We start from the raw sequence: 22,928 nt of genomic DNA, 5'->3' as shown, positions 1-22,928 counted from the left end.
CTAGAAGATTTATGAAAACTGAAAAAGGTAAGCGTTACTATAAACGCAGAAAAGAAACCGTGGAAAGAATCTTTGCTGACGCAAAGGAATTGCATGGCCTTAGGTATGCCCACTGTCGTGGACTCCATTTAGTTCAGATGCAGTGTTTAATGACTGCTACTGCACAAAATATCAAAAAAATAGCCACTAAGCTATCAAAAGTCCAGGAATAATCTTGGGTTTTTGATAGTTTAGTAGCAGAAACAATTAAAAATTTCATTTAAATCAATTTACAAAGAATTTAACCACCAGATTATATAAAATCTGGTGGTTTGTAATCAACCTCAGTATTTAATAATACTAACTATTTTATATTTAATTATGGCTGGGATATTGGTTGATTTAATAAGTCCTTGGATGCTGCCAATGGCTAGTGGAGTTATAATGATACTTATGACAATATTAATGAGTAATGTAGAAGATCTAAAAGAAATATAAATAAATGTTATAGTATAAAAATAACAAATAGAATAATTGTCGAAAAAAATATATTATAATAGACATTAGATAGAAGTCCGTGGTATACTAAATTAAATTGCAATCCTTTAAATTGGTCCTGTGAGGCTGGTAAGGAAAATTTATGTAATACATAAAGCTTGGTATAATTATGTCTACATAACCCTTATCCTACAGGTAAGGGTTTATTTTTATGCAAAACTATTATGGAGGTGAAAAAATTGAAGGATTCAAATAAGACTGTTCATCTGTTGGACGAAAAAGGAATAACTAGGGCCATCACCAGAATTGCCCATGAAATTTTAGAAAAAAATAAGGGACCACAGGACATAGTGATTATTGGTATTAAGACAAGGGGCATACCATTAGCTAAAAGACTAGCTTCAAAAATTAACGAATTTGAGAATTTTGAAATACCTGTAGGGGAATTAGATATTACCCTATACAGAGATGACCTAACTAAAGAACAGATTGATCCTGTTATTCACGGCTCTAATGTAGATCATGATATAAATAATAAAATTGTAATATTGGTGGATGATGTTCTCTACACTGGTAGAACTGCTCGGGCAGCCCTGGATGCATTGGTAGATATAGGTAGACCAAGTATTATTCAATTGGCAGTATTGGTGGATAGAGGGCATAGAGAGCTGCCAATTAGAGCAGACTATGTAGGTAAAAATGCACCAACAGCAAAAAATGAAATCGTAAGGGTAAAGCTACAGGAAACAGATGGCGATAACTTAGTAATAATTGAAACTACTTAGTTATTCAATCATCTTTTAAAGCAGTCCAGAGAGGCTGGAAAAGGGAGGAATTCAAATGACAAAAAAAGAATTAAGTCAGGAAATTACAGATTTAAGCTCAATTCAAACTTCTAGAAAAATGATTTTAGCTCTTCAACATATTTTAGCAATGTTCGGGGCTACAGTATTGGTACCAATGATAACTGGACTAAATCCAGCGGTGGCTTTATTTTCTGCTGGTGCTGGTACATTAATGTTCCACTTGATAACAAAGGGAAAGGTTCCGGTTTTTCTTGGCTCCAGCTTTGCTTTTATTCCAGTTATTTTAGCTGTTAAGGCTGAATTTGGGAGTTTAGAGTACGTTCAAGGTGGTATCATGGTTGCAGGGCTATTGTATGTAGTTCTGGCAGCCTGTGTAAAAATATTCGGAATAGACACAGTAAAGTCCTTCTTTCCACCAATTGTTACAGGGCCTATGATTGTAGTAATCGGACTTAACCTTAGTCCTGTGGCAATTAGTATGGCATCAAGTAATTGGTTACTGGCATCAATTGTATTAGCTTCTGTTCTAGTGGTTTCCTTATACACAAAGGGATTCCTAAAACTACTTCCTATCCTTATAGGTGTATCTGTAGGATACGTGGCGGCCATCATTCTAGGTGAAATTCAACTTGCAGACTTGGGAGCAGCCCTTGGAGGTGCCAGTTGGGTAGCTATACCAGCCTTCACTATGCCAAAGTTTGATATAGCAGCAATTGTTATGATTGCACCAATTGTACTGGTGGTTTTTATGGAGCATATAGGTGATATAACCACAAATGGAGCTGTTGTTGGAAAGGACTTCTTTAAGGATCCTGGATTACACAGAACCCTTCTTGGAGACGGAATTGCTACAATGCTGGCAGGCTTTGTTGGCGGACCAGCCAACACAACCTATGGTGAAAATACAGGTGTACTGGCAGTAACTAAGGTGTATGATCCATCGATCTTAAGAACAGCTGCTATTGTTACTGTAATACTAAGCTTTATTGGCAAATTTGCAATACTACTTCAATCTATTCCTGTAGCTGTTATGGGAGGAATTAGTATAGTACTATTCGGTATGATAGCAAGTATAGGAATGAGAACTATAGTAGAGGCAAAAATTGATTTTGCAAATAGTAGAAACCTTTTAATAGCAGCACTAATTTTGGTAATTGGTATTGGAACAGCTATGGCAACAGACGATGCTGGAAACGCAATTGGTGGAATCCCTATTCGAGAAAATATAGAGCTGGCAGGCTTAAGCTTAGCAGCCATTGTTGGAATTTTGGCTAATAAACTGTTACCAGAAAGATAGAAATATATAAGTCAATAGGTAATTAGCAATGTGAAATTTTAATATAAAGAGAAAAGAAAAGACTCAAATTCCAGGTGCAAACCAAGAAGATGAGTCTTTTCTTTATTACATGTTTAATCTATAATTCATCTTTATATCTTAAACTTTTCATTTTCAATTTTGGTTTTATTCAACATGCAACATCCAACATTCAACATTTAACATCTAACATTGCTTTTATAATTAGATTTCTTTAACATTTTTCAATTCACTAGTTAATGCGTCTACATGAATTGTTTGGTAGTTATCATATATTACCATACCTGGCTTAGCTCCTGATGGCTTCCTAACATTTTTTCTTATGGTGTAATCTACTGGCACCTTTGTGGTATTTCTTCCTTTACTATAATATGCAGCAAGGGTGGCTGCCTCCAATAGTGCTGCATCAGTATAGCCTTCATCCTTAACCTTAAGAATAGTATGGGAGCCTGCTATTGTTTTAACATGAAGCCAAAGGTCATTTTTGGTTGCAATTTTAAAGGTAATTTCTTCGTTTTGAAGATTATTTTTTCCTACGTATATTTCAAAGCCATCGGAGGATAAAAACTTCAAGTAGCTTGACTTTTTTTGTTCCTTTTTCTTCTTAGTTTTCCCTTTCGATTTAAAGTAGCCGGTCTCTACTAATTCATTTTGAATCTCCTCTAAATCTGAAAGCTCAGTTGCATGTTCAATACTTAAGAATATTTCTTCAAGGTAAGAGATTTCTTCCTTAGTAATCTTCATTTGCCTAGCAACTTCTGTTAAAGCTGTTTTGTATTTATTATATTGCTTATAATATTTTTGAGCATTTTGTGAAGCAGAAAGTTTTTTATCAAGGGGTATTATTATCTCTGGGAGGTTGGGATCATAATAATTTACTACTGAAATACTATCCTCCCGGCCCTTTACCAGATGAAGATTAGATGTTATTAACTCACCCTTTAGCTTATATTCATCAGCCTTTTCTGCCTTAATAATATCTTTATTTAAATTACTCATCTTTTGATTTAAGCGATCAAGCTTAATTTGCAGATTTTTTCTTAAATCCTGTGACCTTTGTTTAATCCTATCCTTTGAATCTCTAATCCTATAAAAGCTTTCCAACATATTACTTACACTTTCGTAGGATTGGCAGCTATATACAGAAAGATGAGTCAAAGCAATACAGCTAAAATCGATATATTTATCATTTTCTTCATCAAAATAGATATTATAGCTAAAGTTATTATTCTTAATGGCATTCATTATTTCCTTAAAACTATTATATAAATTTGTTAAATCGACGGGTTTAAGGGCAAAAACAGGAGTATCCTCTTCAATATTACTGCGGAAACATACCTCCCGAGCAATTAGAGGAGAAATACCAGTAAAGGAAGTATATAGCCCTTTTTGTACTGTGATTTTAGAATCTTTAGTAATGCTAGTACTAAATATATCAAATGAATCTAAAGTAAGGGGGTTAACCTTTGCCTGTGAAGGGGGCATTTGATAGGTGAGACCAGGTAAAACCTGTCTATGCCTACTAACATCCATTGAAACCCTTTTAACTGAATCAATGATCCGTTTTGATTCTTCATCAACTATAATTATATTACTATGCTTACCCATCATTTCAATTATAAGCTGCTTGCTCTTTAATATATTCAATTCATCATAGGCTTCAACTTTAAAAATAATCATACGCTCCATATCTGGCTGCAGAATATCGACTATTCTTCCGTTATTAAGGTGCTTTCTTAGCAGCATACAGAAATTTGGAGGTGACTCTGGGTTGATTTTATTAAGGCTAGTTAAGTGTACCCTTGGATAATTACTATTGCCTGATAATAATAGCCTCAAGTTTTTTCCATTGTTACGTATAAGTATTATTAATTCATCGTTTTCTGGTTGATATACTTTTTCAATTCTACCACCAGTTAACATTTCCTTTAATTCATGAGTCATTGAAGCTACTACTAATCCGTCTAAGGCCATGTATATTCCTCCTTTTAAAAAGGTCTTTAATTATATAAAAGAATAATTGTTAATATAATGTAATAAATAGCAGGAAAATATTTATTATTCTTGAATAACATAAGAATCCTTATATTTATTATATATTAATAAAATCAACATAAGTGTGATATTATTATATTGATAATACAATAATACAATCATACATGAAACTTGTGAAAAATACTATGTTTTTCAGTTAAAATTAATATGTTGGGGTGATATTATGAGTATACCTTTTAAAAAAATGCATGGTGCTGGAAATGATTTTATTATTATTAGATACCAAGATTATCCCTTCCCAGAAAAATTTAGTGAATTAGCTACTCAAGTATGCCATAGAAATTTTGGTGTGGGTGCCGATGGATTAATGGTGGTATGTCCTTCAAATTTGGATAGTGCTTCGGTTAGAATGGTTTACTATAATAGCGATGGTTCATTGGCAAGCATGTGTGGAAATGGTATTCGTTGTTTTACTAAGTTTGTATTTGATGAAGGAATAGTTTCAAGTAAATGCTTTAATATTGAAACTCCCGCTGGGGTATTAACTGTTGATGTTAAAACAGCAAATGAAAAGGTTAATTTGGTTAAGGTTAACATGGGTAAAATGATATTAGAGCCACAAGCGATACCTGTAGTTTATGACGGAGAGAATTTTATTGAAAAAAAATTAGAAATAGAAGGTAAAGTATTTGAAGCTTCAACAGTGTTAATGGGAGTACCTCATACTGTAATATTTACTGAGGAATTAAATGATGATACGGTTAAGTATTATGGACCTATTATAGAAAAACTTGATATTTTTCCTGAAAAGACCAATGTTAATTTTGCTAAGATAATTGATGGAAATAATATTTGGGTAAAGACATGGGAAAGAGGAGCTGGATTTACTCTTGCATGTGGTACTGGAGTCACCAGTGTTTGTGGCATTGCTCACTATCTAGGAAGGGTTAACGATGAGATTAATGTAATTATTGATGGAGGAAGGCTTTTGATTACAATTAATGAGGATGGAAGTATGGAAATGGAAGGGCCTGCAGAGGATATTTGTAAAGGTGTATTCTTTGTAGTATAATTTGAAAGCGTCGTAGATGCTCTTTTGAAGGATTTATAATAAAAAGTAACAAACACTTGTCATGTAATCAAAGGAAGGATAAAATAATAAAAGAGTTTGCTAATAGCAAAATGGAGGATGAGAGTATGATTAGAAGTATGACAGGCTTTGGAAGAGGCGAGGCACAGTCACAACAAAAAAAGTTTATTGTTGAGCTTAAATCTTTAAATCATCGATATATGGATACTAGTATAAAAATGCCTAAATTATTTACATATTTAGAGGAAAAAATAAGACAAAGAATTAAGGAAGCAGTAAAGAGGGGTCGAGTAGAGGTATACATAAATTCTGAGAGTCTAGGAGAAACAGATGTAAAAATTGTTCCTGACATAGCTCTAGCTCGGCAATATTATAATGCATTAGAATCAATAAATAGTAGTTTAAACTTGAAAAATGATTCTACTGCATCCATTATAGCAAAATTCCCAGAGGTAATTAAGGTTGAAAAGGAAGAAGATAACGAGGATGAAATTTGGAGCTGTATGGAGAATGCTCTATTAATTGCTCTTGATAAATTAATGGAAATGAGAAGTATAGAGGGAGAACAGCTTCATCAAGATATCCTAAAAAGATTAGATATTATAGGCTCTATGATTAAGGACATTGAAGAAAGAAGTCCTTTAATAGTTAATGAATATAGACAGCGTTTGTCTGATAGAATAAAAGAAATATTAGATGATGGGTTCGATATAGATGATAATCGAGTTTTAATGGAGGTAGTTATTTTTGCCGATAAAAGCAGTATAGCCGAGGAAATAGTACGATTCTACAGTCATATTAAGCAGTTTACAAAGGCAATGACTGAGGATGATTCCGTTGGAAGGAAGCTGGACTTTCTTATTCAAGAAATGAATAGGGAGGTAAATACTATTGGGTCTAAGGCAAATGATTTAACAATCACTAATATTGTAGTAAATATTAAAAGTGAATTAGAAAAAATGAGGGAGCAGGTTCAAAATATCGAGTAGGAGGAACTATAATGAATAGTATTAGGCTTATTAATATCGGATTTGGTAATATAGTATCAGGGAATCGGATTGTTGCTATTGTTAGCCCTGAATCGGCACCTATAAAAAGAATCATCCAAGAGGCAAGAGATAGAGGAATGCTTATAGATGCAACCTATGGACGTAGAACCCGTGCAGTTATCATTACTGATAGTGACCATGTTATACTTTCTGCCGTTCAACCTGAAACAGTTGCACATAGACTTAACTCAAAGGAAAATAATAAAGAAGCAGAAGGTAACCATGATGGTGAATAAGGTATACTAGAAAGAGGAGATATTATGGGAAAAGGCTTGTTAATTGTAATTTCGGGACCGTCAGGAGCTGGAAAAGGGACGATTTGTAAAAGATTATTAGAAACAAACCCACAAATTATGGCGTCAATTTCTGCCACAACTAGAAGACCTAGGCAGGGAGAGGAAAATGGTGTCAATTACTTCTTTATCGATCATGATCGCTTTGAAAATATGATTACTAAAGGCGATTTATTAGAATATGCAAAGGTTTATGGAAATTATTATGGAACGCCTAAAGATTATGTAATAGAAAATCTTGAAAAAGGCAATGATGTATTATTGGAAATAGATATTGAGGGTGCTCTTCAAATCAAGGAAAAATATAGAGAAGGGATTTTTGTTTTTATATTGCCTCCTTCACTGGAAGAATTAAAAAGTCGTATAATTAATAGAGGCACTGAGACCGAGGAAGATATCAAAAAACGCTATGGGTCTGCAATGAGTGAAATTAGTCAGGTTATAAAATATGACTATGTAGTTATTAATGATGATATAGATAGAGCAAAGGAAGATATAGAAGCTATTATTCGAGCTGAAAATTGCAAGGTTTTAAGAGTTCATGAAGAAATAAAACTAAGATTTTAAACTAAAAGGAGATGAGTAAATAAATGTTATATCCATCAACGAATGATTTAATAAAGAATATTGATAGTCGATACACATTAGTATTGGCTGCTTCAAAGAGAGCGAGACAAATTATTGACGGTGAAAGAGTAACAATTAAGGCTACTTCTAAAAAACCTGTTTCAGTTGCTACACAAGAAATACATGAAGGTAAAATAAGCTATACAAGAGAAGAGGAAGATATTAAATAAGAAGGTGATTGAATGCTAAAGGGAAAGAAGGTTGTAGTTGGTGTAACTGGGGGGATTGCTGCCTACAAGGCCTGTGACATTGTAAGTAGGCTTAAAAAGCTAGGAGCAGAGGTAGATGTAATACTGACTAAGTCTGCTGCAGAGTTTGTCACTCCCCATACATTTCAAGCCTTAAGTCATAATCCAGTTATTATTGACATGTTTGAAACTCCCCGATATTGGGAGATTGAGCATATTAGCTTAGCTCAAAAGGCAGATATGATATTGGTGGCTCCTGCCACAGCCAACATCATCGGTAAGGTTGCCAATGGTATTGCAGACGATATGCTATCCACCACCATTATGGCTTCAACAGCAAAGGTTGTATTTGCTCCCGCTATGAATACTAAGATGTTTGAGAATTCAATAGTTCAACAAAATATTGAAAAGCTTAAAGGATTGGGGTATAAATTTATATCACCAGCTTCAGGTAGGTTGGCCTGTGGTGATATTGGAATAGGAAAACTTTGTGAAGTGGATGATATTATTAAGTATGCAGTGGATATATTGATTCCTCCACAGGATTTTGAAGGAAAGAATATATTGATTACTGCAGGACCAACAGTTGAAGCAATAGATCCTGTTCGATTTCTTTCCAATCATTCAACCGGTAAAATGGGATTTGCTATTGCTGAAGCAGCAAAAGCTCGTGGAGGGAATGTAACTTTAGTTTCAGGTCCCACCACATTGAAGCCTATTGAAGGTGTGGAGATTATTTCAATTAACTCAGCCTTAGAAATGTATGAAAGTGTAATGGAGCATTTTGATGGTCAGGATATAATCATTAAATCAGCAGCTGTATCGGATTACAGACCTGAAACAACAGCGAACAATAAAATAAAGAAGCATGATGGTCCGTTGCAAATTAATTTAGTTAGAAATCCCGACATTCTAAAGGAGCTAGGAGCTAAAAAGGGAAATAAAAAATTGATTGGATTTGCAGCAGAAACAGATAATGTAATAGAATATGCAAAAGCTAAAATTGAGAAAAAGAACTTAGATTTGATAGTTGCAAATGATTTAACAGAAGAAGGAGCTGGCTTTGGGTCTGATACCAATGTTGTATACTTAATCGATAACAAACAACAAGTAACAAAGGTTGAAAAAGCATCAAAGCTAGAGGTTGCCCATAGAATTTTAGATAAAATTAAAGAAGTTTAAGTGATAAACTAAGTGAGCTAGGACTATATTTTATAGTCCTTTTTTGTTATCATTAAAATAGTATATTAGAAGTTTATGGGGGTGTTTATATGAGAAAGAGCAATATTAAGTCAATTAAGGAGCAATATAAAATTATTGATGATTGGCTAAAACATCGACTGGAGCATATTCTGCCGGAGCTAATGAAAAGAGAAAAAATCGATATGTGGATTGTTATTGCCAGAGAAAACAATGAGGACCCTATATTTAAAACTTTGATTCCTGCATTACAAAGGTCTGCCTCCCGTTTATCTTGTTTAGTTTTCTCTCTTGATGATGAAGGACTAGATTGTATTAGCCTTTCTAGACCTACTCCCCTACTAGATAAATTTTATAGACAAGAATGGAATGTAAAGGAAGAATCTCAGTGGGATTGTCTAAGAAGACTTGTTACGGAAAGAGAGCCCTTAAAAATAGGCATTAATATTTCTGACACCTTTGCACCTGCTGACGGTCTTACTAAGAGTCTTTATGAAGAACTGGCTAATACCCTAGGGGAACCATATAAAAATCGCATTGTAAGTGCAGAGAAGCTCTCTATTGGATGGCTAGAGACGAGAAGCAGTCTTGAACTTAAAACATACCCTGAAATTTATAAAATAGCTATTGATATAATAGAAGAGGCTTTTTCATTAAAGGTTATAGTGGCAAATGAAACCACAACTGATGATGTAGAATGGTGGATTATGGAAAAAATAAATGAGCTAGGGCTAACTCCATGGTTTACTCCCACAATTGATTTACAACGTAAAGGCAATGAAAATAATAGAATAACCAATACTGTAATTAACCATGGAGATCTATTGCATTGTGATGTAGGTATACATTACCTTGGCTTAGCCACAGATACTCAAAGACTTGCTTATGTTTTAAAGCCCGGCGAGAAGAGTGCTCCCACTGGTATTAAAGAGGCCCTTAGAGTTGGAAATGTATTTCAAGATATAGTAGCAGAGAACTTTATTGCTGGCTGTACAGGCAATGAAATATTCAATGCATCATTAAGGGAAGCTGAAAATAGAGAGATTAAAGCTATGCTTTATACTCACCCAATTGGTTATCATGGCCATGGAGTAGGTCCTACTATTGGAATGTGGGATCAGCAGGGTGAGGTACCAATTCGAGGTGAGTATCCATTATTCTTTAATACATGCTATGCTCTCGAGTTAAACACAACCAGTATGGTTCCAGAATGGGATAATAAAGAGGTTGCAATTTTTCTTGAAGAAACCATAGCTTTTACAAGAAAGGGTGTAAGTTACTTGCCAAACAGACAAACTGAACTATATATAATATAATCTTAAATCAAAATGATGATTTGATTAGTATTTTATATTGTTTTTTATTGATAATCATTTTTAATATCTATGAAAGTTTGGTATAATAGTGATGGTTAGGAGGTGGAGAAATTGAGTAAGGGTAATTTAATTGCACAGGTTATTGTTGATAATAACAGCTTTGAAACCGATAGGATGTTTGACTACTTGATTCCCACCCAGCTGGTAGATGTTCTGCAAAATGGCATGAGGGTTATAGTTCCCTTTGGTAAAGGAAATAAAAGACTAGAGGGCTACATATTAAATATTAAGGAAACTAATGAAGAAAATATTACCTTAAAGAAGATAATTGAACCCATTGATTATCAAAGGCTTTTATCAGATGATCAAATTAGGCTTATTTTTTGGATGAAGAACAAATATCTATGTAAATTTGTTGAAGCTATTCATTGTATTATTCCTGCTGGAATAGTTAACAAGGAGAAGAAAAAACTTAGACTGTTGGATGAAAAATGGAGAATCAGAGGGGTATCAAATAAGTTAAGTGCCCTACTTGAGTTATTAGAAGCTCAAGGTGGAGCAGCTGAAATTGATGATATAAGTGGAAAACTACCATATAAAGATTGTCATCAGATGGTGAAGAGGCTTGCCGATGAAGGATTAATAGAAATTATTTATGATGTTACTTCAAGGGTTAAGGTGAAAAAAGAAACCTTTCTTCAACTAAAGATTTCTCTTGATGATTTTGAAGCTGTAGAAGCTCAATTGAGACGAGCACAAAAGCAGTTAGAGGTTATTAATTATTTGAAGGAAAAAAAAGAAGTTAAGGCTTCAGTTCTGCAAAAAGAACTATGTACTACCAATGCTCCGATAAAGGCTCTTATAGAAAAAGGTTATATTGAAGTTTTTGAGAAGGAATGTAAAAGAAGTCCTTTTTCAAATGATATTATTGAAGCATTCCCAAAGCTAAAGCCTTCAGTGGAGCAACAAAATATTATTGATGAAATATCTAATTCCATTAGTGAAAATAAGCCCGACTCATTTTTAATTCATGGAATAACTGGTAGTGGCAAAACAGAAATATATCTTCAGTTGATGGAAGAAGCTAACAAACAGGGTAAGCAGGGTATTGTTTTAGTACCTGAAATATCTTTAACACCCCAGACTGTAGGCCGATTTAGAGGCCGATTTAAAGAGGGAATTGCAGTTTTTCATAGTAGTCTTTCGGAGGGAGAACGTTATGATGAATGGAGGCGAATTGCAGAGGGCAAGGTAAATATGGTTATCGGTGCCCGCTCTGCAATATTTGCTCCCTTTAAAAATCTTGGACTTATAATTATTGATGAAGAACATGAAAATACCTACAAGTCGGAGCAAAATCCCAAGTATCACGCCATTGAAATTGCAAATTATAGAGCTAATATGGAGAATGCAGTAGTAATATTGGGGTCAGCAACTCCTTCCGTTGAAAGCTTTTATAAGGCAGAGACTGGGGAATTAAAGCTAATGTCTTTAACTAAAAGGGCCATGACAGCCAAGCTTCCCTCCATCGAAATAGTGGATATGAAGATTGAACTAGAAAATGGAAATAAAAATATGTTAAGTGGTAAGCTACTAGCTCTACTACAAAAGAATATACAGGATAAAAAACAATCTATGCTCTTTTTAAATAGAAGGGGGTTTTCTACATTTGTTTCCTGTAGAAGCTGTGGTCATGTAATTAAGTGCTCGCATTGCGATATATCCCTAACCTTCCATATGGAGACTAAAACATTATTATGTCATTATTGTGGAAAAGACATTGCTGCACCCACCACTTGTCCTGAGTGTAGCAGTAATTTAATTAAATACTTTGGAGCTGGAACACAGAAGTTGGAGAGGGTAATCCAAACCTACTTTCCTAAAGCATCAATTGCGAGGTTAGATATTGACTCTACTGGTAAGAAAGGCTCCCATGAAAGAATACTAGGAGAATTTAAAAAAGGCAATATAGATATATTAATTGGAACTCAAATGATAACTAAGGGATTGGATTTTCCTAACGTAACTTTAGTTGGGATTATTTCTATCGACTCTACGTTAAATCTTCCTGACTTTAGGGCCTCTGAAAAAACCTTTCAGCTTATTACTCAGGTTTCAGGAAGAGCAGGTAGAGGACTTCATGAAGGTAATGTTATATTGCAGACATACGACCCTCAGCATTTTAGTATACAAACTGCAGCTAGGCATGATTATCAAGGCTTTTATAGGGAAGAATTAACTATAAGAAATGAGTTTAATTATCCTCCATTTCAAAATATAATAGCTATAAACATAAGTGGGAAGGATGAAAGGGAGGTTTATGATTATTCTATTCAAATTGCCAAAATAATAAGGTATATTCTAGAATCAAAAGGTATTAAACTAATACAAGAGGTTATATTGGGGCCCAATGAAGCAATTATTGCTAAAATTAATGAAAAATATAGATATCAGATAATATTAAAGGATGTTGGCGTTGAATTTAGCTTGTTAAAGGGAATAGTAAAATCGATTTTTATTCAACATAGAAAAAAATATATTCCAAATTCTATTTCTGTAAGCATTGATATAAATCCATATAATTTAATGTAAATAGGAGGTCTAAGATGGCAATTCGCATAATAAGAAAAGATGATGATCCGGTATTAAGAAAACAATCAAAAACGGTAGATAAGATAGATGAAAGGGTACTATTACTTCTGGATGATATGGTGGAAACAATGTATCATGCTGATGGTGTTGGACTTGCTGCACCACAGGTTGGTGTACTTAAACGAATTATAGTTATTGATACAGGAGAGGGCTTAATTGAATTAATTAATCCTGAAATTATAAAGGAAGATGGAGAAATATGTGACAATGAAGGCTGTTTGAGTCTGCCTGGCATCTCTGGTAAGGTAGTAAGACCTAAAAGAGTAACTGTAAAGGGTCTTGATCGAAATGGTAAAGAAACTATAATAGAAGGCGAGGATCTATTGGCTCGTGCTATTTGCCATGAGGTTGATCACCTACAGGGTATTCTATTTACAGATCGCATTATCGATGAGGATTAAGGGGTGAAGAAATGAGAATTATATTTATGGGGACACCGGAATTTGCAGTTCCGTGTCTAGAGGCATTAATTGAAGAGAAGCACGAAATTATAGCAGTCTTTACACAGCCTGATAAACCAAAGGGACGTGGAAATAAAATTACTTTTCCTCCTATTAAAGAGATTGCATTAAGAGAAGAGATTCCTGTTTTTCAACCAAAAACTTTAAAGGATACTGAGACTTTAACAGCTATTAAGGCTATGAAGCCCGATATTATTGTTGTTGTTGCATATGGACAAATTTTAACAAAAGAAATTTTAGAGGTTCCTCCCTTTGGGTGCATTAATGTCCACTCGTCATTACTACCTAAATATCGTGGAGCAGCTCCTATAAACTGGGTAATAATAAATGGTGAAGATAGAACCGGTGTAACCACCATGTATATGGATATTGGCTTAGATACAGGAGACATGATTTTAAAGGAAGAGACACCAATTGGACCAGAAGAGACAGCAGGAGAGCTACATAATAGATTATCAGGCCTAGGTGCAGATATACTGATCAAAACCATTGACCTTATTGAAGTTGGTGGAGTTGAAAGGGAGCAACAAAACGAAGAAGAGGCAACCTATGCTCCAATAATGAACAAGGAATTAGGACAGATTAATTGGTCTAAAACAGCTATAGAAATAAAAAATCTTATTCGAGGAACAATACCATGGCCAGGAGCTTTTACAAGCTATAATGGAAGAGTTATGAAAATATTTAGTAGTAGAGTTGAAGAAACAGGTGTACGCTATAGACCTGGTGAAATTATTGAAGTAACTAAAGATGAAATTCACATAGGTACCTCAAAGGATTTGCTTATAATAAAGGAGATTCAATTTAGTGGTAGTAAACGTATGATGGTTAAGGATTATCTAATAGGTAATGAAATAATAAAAGGTATTATATTTGGAGAGGACAATGATATTTAAAAAGCAGCTTACTAATAAAAATGAAAAGCCTTTGTTTATTATTCTCATAGCTATGCTTATAATAGTGCTTCTATTAATGGGTCTTTTAGTTATGATCTTAAATCAAAATAGTATATTCTATGCTAGGATTTTGGCAACTAGTTTTATTGCAGTGCTTTTTGTGGTAGTTATATTACTTATATCTACTGTAATTACAATTGGGCAACTGTGGTATAATAATCATATGTCCATTTACTCTAAAAGAATAATTCAATTAAACTTAAGAATATTTTACCCTGCTATGATAGTGATAGGTAAAGTTTTTGGAATTATGAAGGATGATATTAGAAAAATATATGCTGAATTGAATAATAAGCTAATACTAGCAGATAAATATGGTATAAAGGGAGAGGATATATTAATTCTAACACCCCATTGCCTTCAGAAATCCTTTTGTCCCCACAAAATTACCCACGATATTTATAATTGCAAGAGATGTGGTAAATGCGATGTGGATCAACTAATATATTTAAAGGATAAATATAATGTTCATTTTAAAATAGCAACTGGCGGAACCTTGGCTCGAAAAATGATTAAGGAAATTAATCCAAAGGTTATTATAGCAATTGCTTGTGAACGGGACCTGATAAGTGGTCTGCAGGATGTAAAGAAAATCCCTGTCATTGCAATTATCAATAATAGACCTGAGGGTCCTTGTATAAATACTAATGTTAATATTATTGAAGTAGAAAAAGCAATTAAACATTTCATAAAGGAGTGATAGTATGTTTTATTATCCGTTTTTTGATTCAACGTATATTATTTTAATACCTGCAATTATATTTGCCTTCTATGCTCAAAGCAAAGTGAAATCAACCTTTAATAAGTATTTAAGGGTTTCAACTCGAAAGGGTTATACTGGCTATGATGTAGCAAGACAAATATTAGATACGAATGGACTACAGGATGTTCCAGTAGAGCAAGTATCTGGACACTTAACTGATCACTATGACCCTAGAAAACGAACTGTAAGATTATCTAGTGATGTTTATCGAGGCAGCTCAATAGCTTCAGTAAGTGTTGCCGCCCATGAAGTAGGCCATGCTTTACAGCATGCAAAAGGATATGTACCCTTATCAATTAGAAACAGTATTTATCCAGTTGCCAGCTTTGGTTCGTCGGCTGCATGGTTTTTTATAATTGCAGGCTTTATTTTTGCTCCAGCCTTAATTGATATAGGTATTTTACTGTTTACAGCAGCGGTTTTATTTCAAGTAGTTACCCTACCTGTAGAATTTAATGCCAGCAGTCGAGCTATGAAGCTATTAGATTCCAATGGATTTATAACCTCAGATGAATTCTCAGGTTCGCAAAAAGTACTTAAGGCAGCTGCCCTAACATATGTTGCTGCTATGGCTACAGCTGTAGCTCAATTACTAAGATTAATAATTCTAAGAAATAGAAGAAGATAGCCAAGGAGTATCAGTACCTTGGCTGTGTTTATATGAAACCAGCAGTATTTAGACTGTTTAGAATATGCGGATTCGATGCATCAAATCGGCATATTCGAGGCGCAAGAAAACCTAGCGACTGCAGCGTATACGTAATACGTAAGGGTGCTGGGTTTTTGCGGCAATGAAGAAGATGGGAGTTTTTCAACAGTCTGAGCAAAGTCGTATAAACGCCTTTGCTTTAATACTTTATATTTATAATAGAAGTCCAGCTGTAGGAGGAATAGCTATGAATGCAAGAGAAGGAGCACTTAAAGTTTTATATGAGGTGGAAGTAGATAATGCATACTCAAATATTGCTCTAAATAAAGAACTGAAAGATAAACCATACAGTGCTAAAGATAGAGGATTTATGACGGAATTGGTTTATGGAGTATTAGAAAACCTTATAATGATAGATAATGTTATTGAACAGTTTTCTTCAATAAAATTGAAAAAAATTAATGCATATACACTGATACTATTGAGGTTGGCAATATATCAAATACTATATTTAGACAAAATACCGCCATCAGCTGCTGTAAATGAATCTGTTAATCTTTCCAAGATATACTGTAAGCGTTCCTCTGGCTTTATAAATGGAATTCTAAGAAATATGTTGAGGCAGAAGGAAAACATAAAAATACCAGATGAGAAAAAGGATTTTGTTGGGTATCTATCAGTAACCTATTCTCATCCTAAATGGATGATTGAGGAGTTTTTGAAGTTTTTTGACCCTGTTTTTACAAAGGAGCTATTGAAGGCAAATAATCAGAAGCCAGAGCTTAATGTACGTGTAAACACTTTGAAAATTAGTGTTGAGGAGGCTATAAAGGCTCTTAACAACAGCGGATTTGACGTTGTTCAAAATGCTTTCATTAGTGAAGGATTAACAATCAAGGGAGATAAAAATTTATTTGAGCTGGAGGCTCTAAAAGAGGGTCTTATTTATATTCAGGATTTTGGATCTATGCTTATCGGTAAAATTGTTGATCCAAAGGAGAATGATTTTGTAATTGATGTATGTAGTGCCCCTGGAGGTAAAACCACCCATATGGCACAGCTGATGAATAATAAAGGAAATATTATTGCAAGGGATGTATATGACCATAAGCTTAAGCTAATAGAAAAAAATGCTAAAGCTTTAGGAATAAAAATAATAAAGACAGAAAAATTTGATGGTAAGGTTTTGGATAAGAGCTTAATAGAAAAGGCCGATAAGGTCTTGGTGGATGCCCCCTGCTCAGGGCTTGGAATAATACGCAGAAAACCAGAAATAAAGTATCGAAAAAGGCCAGATGATATAAAGGAAATTACATCACTTCAATTGAAAATATTAAAAAACGCATCAATGTATGTAAAGCCTGGTGGTTCTTTGGTTTATAGTACTTGTACTATTGACCCTCGTGAAAATGCTGAGGTGATAGACCAATTTTTAAAGGATTCCTCTGAATACCAACAGGTTAATATAGGTGAGGTCTATAAAAACATGATTCCGGGAAATCATAAAGATACAATTCAACTTTATCCCAATATACATCATACTGATGGCTTCTTTATTTCAAAATTAATAAAAAGAGTCTAAAATAATACTTAGGAGGATTTAAATTGGCTAAGATTGATTTATTAAGCCTAACAAGTGAAGAATTAATAAAATTTACACAGGATCTCGGTCAGCCCAAGTTTAGAGGACAACAAATATTTCAGTGGATTCATAAGGGAGTAAAATCCTTTGAGGATATGACTAATCTATCTAAGGATTTGAGAGAATCCCTAAAGGAGAAAGCTTATATAACTGATATAAAGATAGAAGAGAAGTTTGTTTCAAAGATTGATGGCACCACAAAATATTTGTTTCTTCTTGAGGATCATAATATTATCGAAGGGGTCGTAATGAAATATAAGCATGGACTAACAGCATGTATTTCTTCACAGGTTGGCTGTAGTATGGGCTGTAGCTTTTGTGCTTCAACTAAAGGGGGCCTAGTTAGGAACCTCATGGCTGGAGAAATTTTAGATCAAATACAGACAATGCAATTGGATATAGGAGAAAGAATTTCTAATATAGTACTTATGGGAAGTGGTGAGCCATTACATAACTTTAAAGAGGTTATTTCATTTCTAAAGATTGTAAATGATGAAAAAGGTTTAAATATTGGAAATAGACATATAACCTTATCCACCTGTGGGCTTGTACCTGAAATTAAAAAATTAGCTGATTTACAGATTCCAATTAATTTAGCAATTTCTTTACATGCCCCTACAGATGAACTGCGAACTAATTTAATGCCTATAGGAAACAAATACTCAATAGAAGAATTAATAGATAGTTGTCGTTATTATTTATCAAAAAACAACAGAAGGATAACTTTTGAGTACTCATTAATTAAAGGGGTTAATGATATGGAATCCCATGCAAAGCAGCTAAGCTTACTTTTAAAGGGACTATTATGTCATGTTAACTTGATACCAGTTAATCTTGTAGATGAAGGTAATTTTGAAAAATCCAAGAATGAAGCAGTTAAAAAGTTTGCTGATATACTTATGAAAAGCGGTATAGAGGCAACAGTAAGACGAGAGATGGGTTCGGATATTAATGCTGCCTGTGGTCAGCTAAGAAACAGACATGTTGATAAAGCTTAGTACAATATTGCTGATTTTTGAGTAAGAACTGTAATGTTAAAGCTAAATAATGCGCTAACATATAGCAGGGAATTTCATTATCTATGTAGAATACTTGTAATAGGTATAGAGGAGGGATTTATGCTATGAATTGTGGGGTTGTTACTGATATAGGTAAGGTTCGTGATATTAACGAAGATAACTATTGTATTATTTTGGAGGATATTAAATTATTTATTGTAGCTGATGGTATGGGTGGTCATAATGGAGGAGAAGTAGCAAGTCAAATAGCCATTGATGCCATGAAGGAGCATTTATCAAAATATCTGCAGGACGAAAAGGAAGATGAATCAATAAAGGGTATTATTTACGAAGCCTTTAATCGTGCTAATAAAGAAATATGTAGAAGAAGCAACGAGGATAGTGAATGTGATGGTATGGGAACAACTGCAACATTAGCATTATGTTCAAATAATAAGATGTATATTGGACATATTGGAGATAGTAGAGGGTATATAATTAAAGATGGAGCTATAGAGCAGGTTACCCAAGATCACTCTTTGGTGGCAGAGCTTCTTAGAAAAGGTAGCATATCAGAGCGGGAGGCTATGAAGCATCCACAAAAAAATGTAATAACAAAAGCTTTAGGAACTGATCAACAGGTAAAGGCAGATATTTTTCTAATTGAATTTAATCAATCTGATATATTAGTCTTATGTACAGATGGGCTAAGTAACTTTGTTGATAAGTATGAAATAGAAAAAACAGTTTTAGAAATAGATGATTGTCAGAAATCCTGTGAGAAACTTGTGGAATTAGCAAATGAACGGGGTGGCTACGATAATATAACGGTAATTATTATAAAAAATAATACTGAGCTTGAGGGGTAGGTGAAAAAATGATAGGAAAGATACTTGGTAATAGATATGAGATAGTAGAGAAAATAGGCGGAGGCGGAATGGCAGTTGTCTATAAGGCGAAATGCAACTTACTAAATCGATTTGTTGCTGTTAAGATATTACGATCAGAATTTACCAGTGATAAGGATCTACTTGATAAGTTTAGAAAGGAGTCTCAAGCTGCTGCCAGCTTGTCCCATCCTAATATAGTAAATATATATGATGTTGGTGAAGAGGACGATAGCATTTACTACATTGTTATGGAATATGTTGATGGTAAAACCTTAAAGGATGTAATTAAAGAAAAAGCACCACTTTCATTAAATGAAATAGTAGATTATGGAAAGCAAATAGCATATGCACTTAAGCACGCCCATAATAACCATATAGTTCATAGGGACATTAAACCCCATAATATATTAGTTACATCTGATAATAGAGCTAAGGTAACTGACTTTGGAATCGCTCTGGCTGCCACATCTTCAACCATTACTAATGCTGGAAGCGTCATCGGTTCTGTTCATTACTTTTCACCAGAGCAGGCTAGGGGCGGCTATACAGACGAGAAATCTGATTTATATTCTCTAGGAATTGTTATGTATGAAATGGCCACCGGAAGAGTTCCCTTTGAGGGAGATAGTCCTATAACTGTAGCATTAAAGCAGATTCAAGAGGAGCCATTAGAGCCTTCTAAGCTTAACGAAGATGTACATGACGGTTTGGAGAAGATAATCCAAAAATTAATGCAAAAAGAACAATCTGCCAGATATCAAAACACGCAGGAATTGATAGAAGATTTAAAGCAGTTGAAAAATGATCCTACTACTAGGTATTTTCCTAGTAGAGTAAGTGAGGTTGATTCTCCTACTCAAATCATACCTAAGGTTACAGAAGAGGCCTATGGAAAATCAACAAAGGAAATAAATAATTATGAAGATACTAAATTAGGTAAGCGCAATAAAAAAGATAATGATGATAAGAAAACAAACAAGTGGATTGTTGCTGGGGCAATTGTTGCAGCATTAATTGCAGCATTTTTGTTTACTTTTGGTTTTTTCTATCAGGGAAATTGGTTTACTACTCCAGATGTTACAGTTCCCAATTTAGTAGGAATGGATATTGATGAAGCTAAGGAAATGATGGCTGATTTAGATGTTGAATTGGTTGTTCAAGAAAAGTTCGATGTAGAGGTGCCCGTCGATCATATTATTCATCAGAGCCCTGTGGAGGGAAGAACAGTTAAAAAGGGTGGGCAGGTTAAAGTGCAAGTCAGTCTTGGTAGCCGACTGGTGAATGTCCCAACTCTTGAGATGAAAAACGCAATTGATGCTGGAATTATACTAAGGGGTGCTTCTTTAGTTGAGGGTGAAGCAGAAGAGGAGTATCACGATAGCTTGCCAATTGGTGTTATCATAAGACAAAACCCTAGGGCTGGCTTGGAGGTTCCCGAAGGATCAGCCGTTGACTATGTTGTGAGCTTAGGTCCACAAATCCAAACTATACTAATGCCTAATTTAGTGGGAACAAATATTGAAACAGGGAAAAGAACCCTGCAACAACTAGGATTAGAAGTTGGAACCATAGCTGAAAGACCTAGTGATGAATATGATAAGGATGAAATAATTGAACAGAGTGTTGCGGAAACAACTGAAGTGGAGGAAGGAACAGTTGTAAACTTAGTGGTTAGCTTAGGACCTGAAGAAGAGATTGAAGATACAGAAGAAGAGGAAGCAAATGAAACATCTGTTACACTTGTTGATAGATATATAAATGTAGATCTTAATGGTTACTCTGGAAATGTGGATATAATAATTTATCAAATAAGTAATGATGGCAGACGTGTTGTGTTTAATAAAAGACATAATATTAACCGAGATGGAAATAACGTACGTGCATTGGTACAAGGAAATGAGGGTTCCGGAGCCCATAGATTCGAAGTCTATGTAAATAACGAGTTTCATTCAGATGTCAATACTGTGTTTTAAATAGCTAACTAAAAAAGCTGTAACAAGAAGGAAATAGGAGGTTTTCTATGAAGGAAGGAAGAATCATAAAGGGGATTGGTGGCTTCTACTATGTTGATTACAATCATGATATATATGAATGTAAGGCGAGGGGTATTCTACGAAAAAATAAAAAAACCCCAATGGTAGGAGATCAAGTTCGTTTTTCTATACTAGACCCAGAAAAGAAATTAGGTATTTTAGAAGACATATTAGAACGAAAAAATGAGCTAATAAGACCTCCAGTGGCAAATGTAGATCAAGCTGTTGTAGTTTTTGCCATAACTCAACCAGAGCCCAATCTTTCATTATTGGATAGATTCTTAGTCCTTGCAGAGAGCCAACAATTAGATATTGTAATATGCTTTAATAAAATAGATTTGTTACAGAAGGATGACTACCTTTGGATGGTGGATATCTATAAGAATGCAGGCTACCCTGTATTGCTAACAAGTAAAGAGAATAATGATGGTATTAATAAATTGAAAGAAATATTAGCGGGAAGGGTAACGGTTTTTGCTGGACCTTCTGGCGTTGGGAAGTCAACACTGTTGAATAGAATACAATCTAATATTAAATTACAAACAGGCGAAATTAGTGTGAAATCAGAACGAGGGAAGCATACCACTCGACATGTTGAGCTAATTCCATTAAATCAGCGGGGCTGGGTAGTTGACACACCTGGCTTTAGCTCGTTGAAGGTTGATTTTATGGAAGAAATTGACCTTGCATACTACTTTCCAGAAATACTTCAGTCTAAAGGAGAATGTAAATTTAACTCCTGTTTGCATGAAAATGAACCAAGCTGCTTAGTGAAGAAAAGAGTAGAAGAGAAAGAAATTGCTGCAGAACGTTATGAAAGCTATAAAAAACTACTGGAAGAAATTAGATTAAATAGGAGGTACTAGCCATGATAAAAATTGCACCTTCAATCCTATCTGCTGATTTTTCAAAGCTAGGGGAGGATGTTAATAAGGTTGAAGCTGCTGGATGTGACATGCTTCATATTGATGTAATGGATGGGCATTTTGTGCCCAACATAACTATTGGACCGTTAGTAGTAAAGAGTCTTAAAGGAAAAACAAAGCTTCCCTTTGATGTACATCTTATGATAGAGAATCCAGACAAATATATACCAGATTTTGTAAAGGCAGGAGCAGATATTATATCTGTTCATAGCGAAGCTTCCATTCACCTTCATAGAACTATTCAGCTTATAAAGCAGCATGGAGTTAAGGCTTGCGTTGCTTTGAATCCAGCGACCCCTTTAGATGTACTTGAGTATGTACTGGCAGATCTGGACATGGTCTTGATTATGACGGTAAACCCAGGCTTTGGAGGGCAAAAATTTATTGAAGCCACATTGCCTAAAATAGAAAAATTAAGGTCAATGACAAAGGAAAGAGGATTAAATATTGATATTCAAGTTGATGGAGGCATTAATCCGGAAAATATTAATTTAGTAACAAGGGCGGGTGCAAATGTTATTGTTGCTGGTAGTGCCATTTTTAATAGCTCTAATATACCCGATACCGTAGCCCTTATGAAAAAGAATGGAATGATTTAAAGA

22 protein-coding genes are annotated in these 22,928 nt (G+C 34.4%); 21 read left to right on the top strand and 1 reads right to left on the bottom strand.

Annotated elements, in window-relative coordinates:
• The 3 genes from BLP68_RS13385 to BLP68_RS13375 form a co-directional block, all read left to right on the top strand.
• Nucleotides 1–212 (top strand): transposase (locus BLP68_RS13385; protein WP_176759024.1); only part of this gene is annotated, 212 nt, incomplete at its 5' end.
• Between the two features lie 504 nt (nucleotides 213–716).
• Nucleotides 717–1,262: a bifunctional pyr operon transcriptional regulator/uracil phosphoribosyltransferase PyrR gene (pyrR, locus tag BLP68_RS13380; protein ID WP_242876991.1), complete on the top strand. Its 546-nt coding sequence runs from the start codon at nucleotides 717–719 to the stop codon at nucleotides 1,260–1,262.
• Nucleotides 1,263–1,317: 55 nt separating this feature from the next.
• Entirely contained in the window at nucleotides 1,318–2,580 is a 1,263-nt protein-coding gene (locus BLP68_RS13375; protein ID WP_091544520.1) for a uracil-xanthine permease family protein, read from the top strand.
• Nucleotides 2,581–2,802: 222 nt separating this feature from the next.
• On the opposite strand, the gene BLP68_RS13370 is transcribed toward BLP68_RS13375, so the two are convergent.
• The gene (locus BLP68_RS13370) at nucleotides 2,803–4,572 is read right to left on the bottom strand and encodes an Rqc2 family fibronectin-binding protein (RefSeq protein ID WP_091544518.1); all 1,770 of its coding nucleotides are present in this window, start codon (nucleotides 4,570–4,572) and stop codon (nucleotides 2,803–2,805) included.
• A 244-nt stretch (nucleotides 4,573–4,816) separates the two neighbouring features.
• Between BLP68_RS13370 and dapF the strand changes: the two genes are divergently transcribed.
• From dapF to rpe, 18 genes are all read left to right on the top strand, one after another.
• Nucleotides 4,817–5,665: a diaminopimelate epimerase gene (dapF, locus tag BLP68_RS13365; protein WP_091544515.1), complete on the top strand. Its 849-nt coding sequence runs from the start codon at nucleotides 4,817–4,819 to the stop codon at nucleotides 5,663–5,665.
• A gap of 125 nt (nucleotides 5,666–5,790) precedes the next feature.
• A complete protein-coding gene (locus BLP68_RS13360) occupies nucleotides 5,791–6,672 on the top strand; it encodes a YicC/YloC family endoribonuclease (protein ID WP_091544513.1) in 882 nt (293 codons plus the stop codon).
• An 11-nt stretch (nucleotides 6,673–6,683) separates the two neighbouring features.
• A complete protein-coding gene (gene remA, locus BLP68_RS13355) occupies nucleotides 6,684–6,968 on the top strand; it encodes an extracellular matrix/biofilm regulator RemA (protein WP_091544510.1) in 285 nt (94 codons plus the stop codon).
• A gap of 24 nt (nucleotides 6,969–6,992) precedes the next feature.
• Complete coding sequence (gene gmk / locus BLP68_RS13350; RefSeq protein ID WP_091544509.1) at nucleotides 6,993–7,592, top strand: guanylate kinase; 600 nt, start codon at nucleotides 6,993–6,995, stop codon at nucleotides 7,590–7,592.
• Between the two features lie 23 nt (nucleotides 7,593–7,615).
• Nucleotides 7,616–7,822, top strand: a complete 207-nt coding sequence (gene rpoZ / locus BLP68_RS13345; protein ID WP_091544506.1) for a DNA-directed RNA polymerase subunit omega — start codon at nucleotides 7,616–7,618, stop codon at nucleotides 7,820–7,822.
• Between the two features lie 12 nt (nucleotides 7,823–7,834).
• Nucleotides 7,835–9,022, top strand: a complete 1,188-nt coding sequence (gene coaBC, locus BLP68_RS13340) for a bifunctional phosphopantothenoylcysteine decarboxylase/phosphopantothenate--cysteine ligase CoaBC (RefSeq protein ID WP_091544504.1) — start codon at nucleotides 7,835–7,837, stop codon at nucleotides 9,020–9,022.
• Nucleotides 9,023–9,111: 89 nt separating this feature from the next.
• Nucleotides 9,112–10,356, top strand: a complete 1,245-nt coding sequence (locus tag BLP68_RS13335; RefSeq protein WP_091544501.1) for a M24 family metallopeptidase — start codon at nucleotides 9,112–9,114, stop codon at nucleotides 10,354–10,356.
• Between the two features lie 111 nt (nucleotides 10,357–10,467).
• Nucleotides 10,468–12,948, top strand: coding sequence for a primosomal protein N' (gene priA, locus BLP68_RS13330; protein WP_242876990.1), 2,481 nt, complete (start codon nucleotides 10,468–10,470; stop codon nucleotides 12,946–12,948).
• A gap of 14 nt (nucleotides 12,949–12,962) precedes the next feature.
• On the top strand, nucleotides 12,963–13,409 hold the full coding sequence (gene def / locus BLP68_RS13325; protein WP_091544498.1) for a peptide deformylase: 447 nt from the start codon (nucleotides 12,963–12,965) through the stop codon (nucleotides 13,407–13,409).
• Nucleotides 13,410–13,420: 11 nt separating this feature from the next.
• The gene (gene fmt, locus BLP68_RS13320) at nucleotides 13,421–14,365 is read left to right on the top strand and encodes a methionyl-tRNA formyltransferase (protein WP_091544496.1); all 945 of its coding nucleotides are present in this window, start codon (nucleotides 13,421–13,423) and stop codon (nucleotides 14,363–14,365) included.
• On the top strand, nucleotides 14,355–15,125 hold the full coding sequence (locus BLP68_RS13315) for a DUF116 domain-containing protein (protein ID WP_242876989.1): 771 nt from the start codon (nucleotides 14,355–14,357) through the stop codon (nucleotides 15,123–15,125). The genes fmt and BLP68_RS13315 overlap by 11 nt, the downstream gene beginning before the upstream one ends.
• Nucleotides 15,126–15,129: 4 nt before the next feature.
• Complete coding sequence (locus BLP68_RS13310) at nucleotides 15,130–15,816, top strand: zinc metallopeptidase (RefSeq protein ID WP_091544494.1); 687 nt, start codon at nucleotides 15,130–15,132, stop codon at nucleotides 15,814–15,816.
• A gap of 163 nt (nucleotides 15,817–15,979) precedes the next feature.
• On the top strand, nucleotides 15,980–17,419 hold the full coding sequence (rsmB, locus tag BLP68_RS13305; RefSeq protein WP_278278234.1) for a 16S rRNA (cytosine(967)-C(5))-methyltransferase RsmB: 1,440 nt from the start codon (nucleotides 15,980–15,982) through the stop codon (nucleotides 17,417–17,419).
• Nucleotides 17,420–17,442: 23 nt separating this feature from the next.
• Nucleotides 17,443–18,477, top strand: a complete 1,035-nt coding sequence (gene rlmN, locus BLP68_RS13300; protein WP_091544491.1) for a dual-specificity RNA methyltransferase RlmN — start codon at nucleotides 17,443–17,445, stop codon at nucleotides 18,475–18,477.
• 125 nt (nucleotides 18,478–18,602) lie between these two features.
• Nucleotides 18,603–19,346, top strand: coding sequence for a Stp1/IreP family PP2C-type Ser/Thr phosphatase (locus BLP68_RS13295; RefSeq protein ID WP_091544488.1), 744 nt, complete (start codon nucleotides 18,603–18,605; stop codon nucleotides 19,344–19,346).
• An 8-nt stretch (nucleotides 19,347–19,354) separates the two neighbouring features.
• Nucleotides 19,355–21,340, top strand: a complete 1,986-nt coding sequence (pknB, locus tag BLP68_RS13290) for a Stk1 family PASTA domain-containing Ser/Thr kinase (RefSeq protein WP_091544486.1) — start codon at nucleotides 19,355–19,357, stop codon at nucleotides 21,338–21,340.
• A gap of 47 nt (nucleotides 21,341–21,387) precedes the next feature.
• A complete protein-coding gene (gene rsgA, locus BLP68_RS13285) occupies nucleotides 21,388–22,266 on the top strand; it encodes a ribosome small subunit-dependent GTPase A (RefSeq protein ID WP_091544484.1) in 879 nt (292 codons plus the stop codon).
• 2 nt (nucleotides 22,267–22,268) lie between these two features.
• A complete protein-coding gene (rpe, locus tag BLP68_RS13280) occupies nucleotides 22,269–22,925 on the top strand; it encodes a ribulose-phosphate 3-epimerase (RefSeq protein ID WP_091544482.1) in 657 nt (218 codons plus the stop codon).
• Nucleotides 22,926–22,928 lie beyond the last annotated feature (3 nt).

This window comes from Alkaliphilus peptidifermentans DSM 18978, assembly GCF_900101495.1.
Classification (GTDB): domain Bacteria; phylum Bacillota; class Clostridia; order Peptostreptococcales; family Natronincolaceae; genus Alkaliphilus_C; species Alkaliphilus_C peptidifermentans.
The sequence above is the reverse complement of the archived record's forward strand: the minus strand, read 5'-3'. Positions and strand labels throughout refer to the sequence as shown.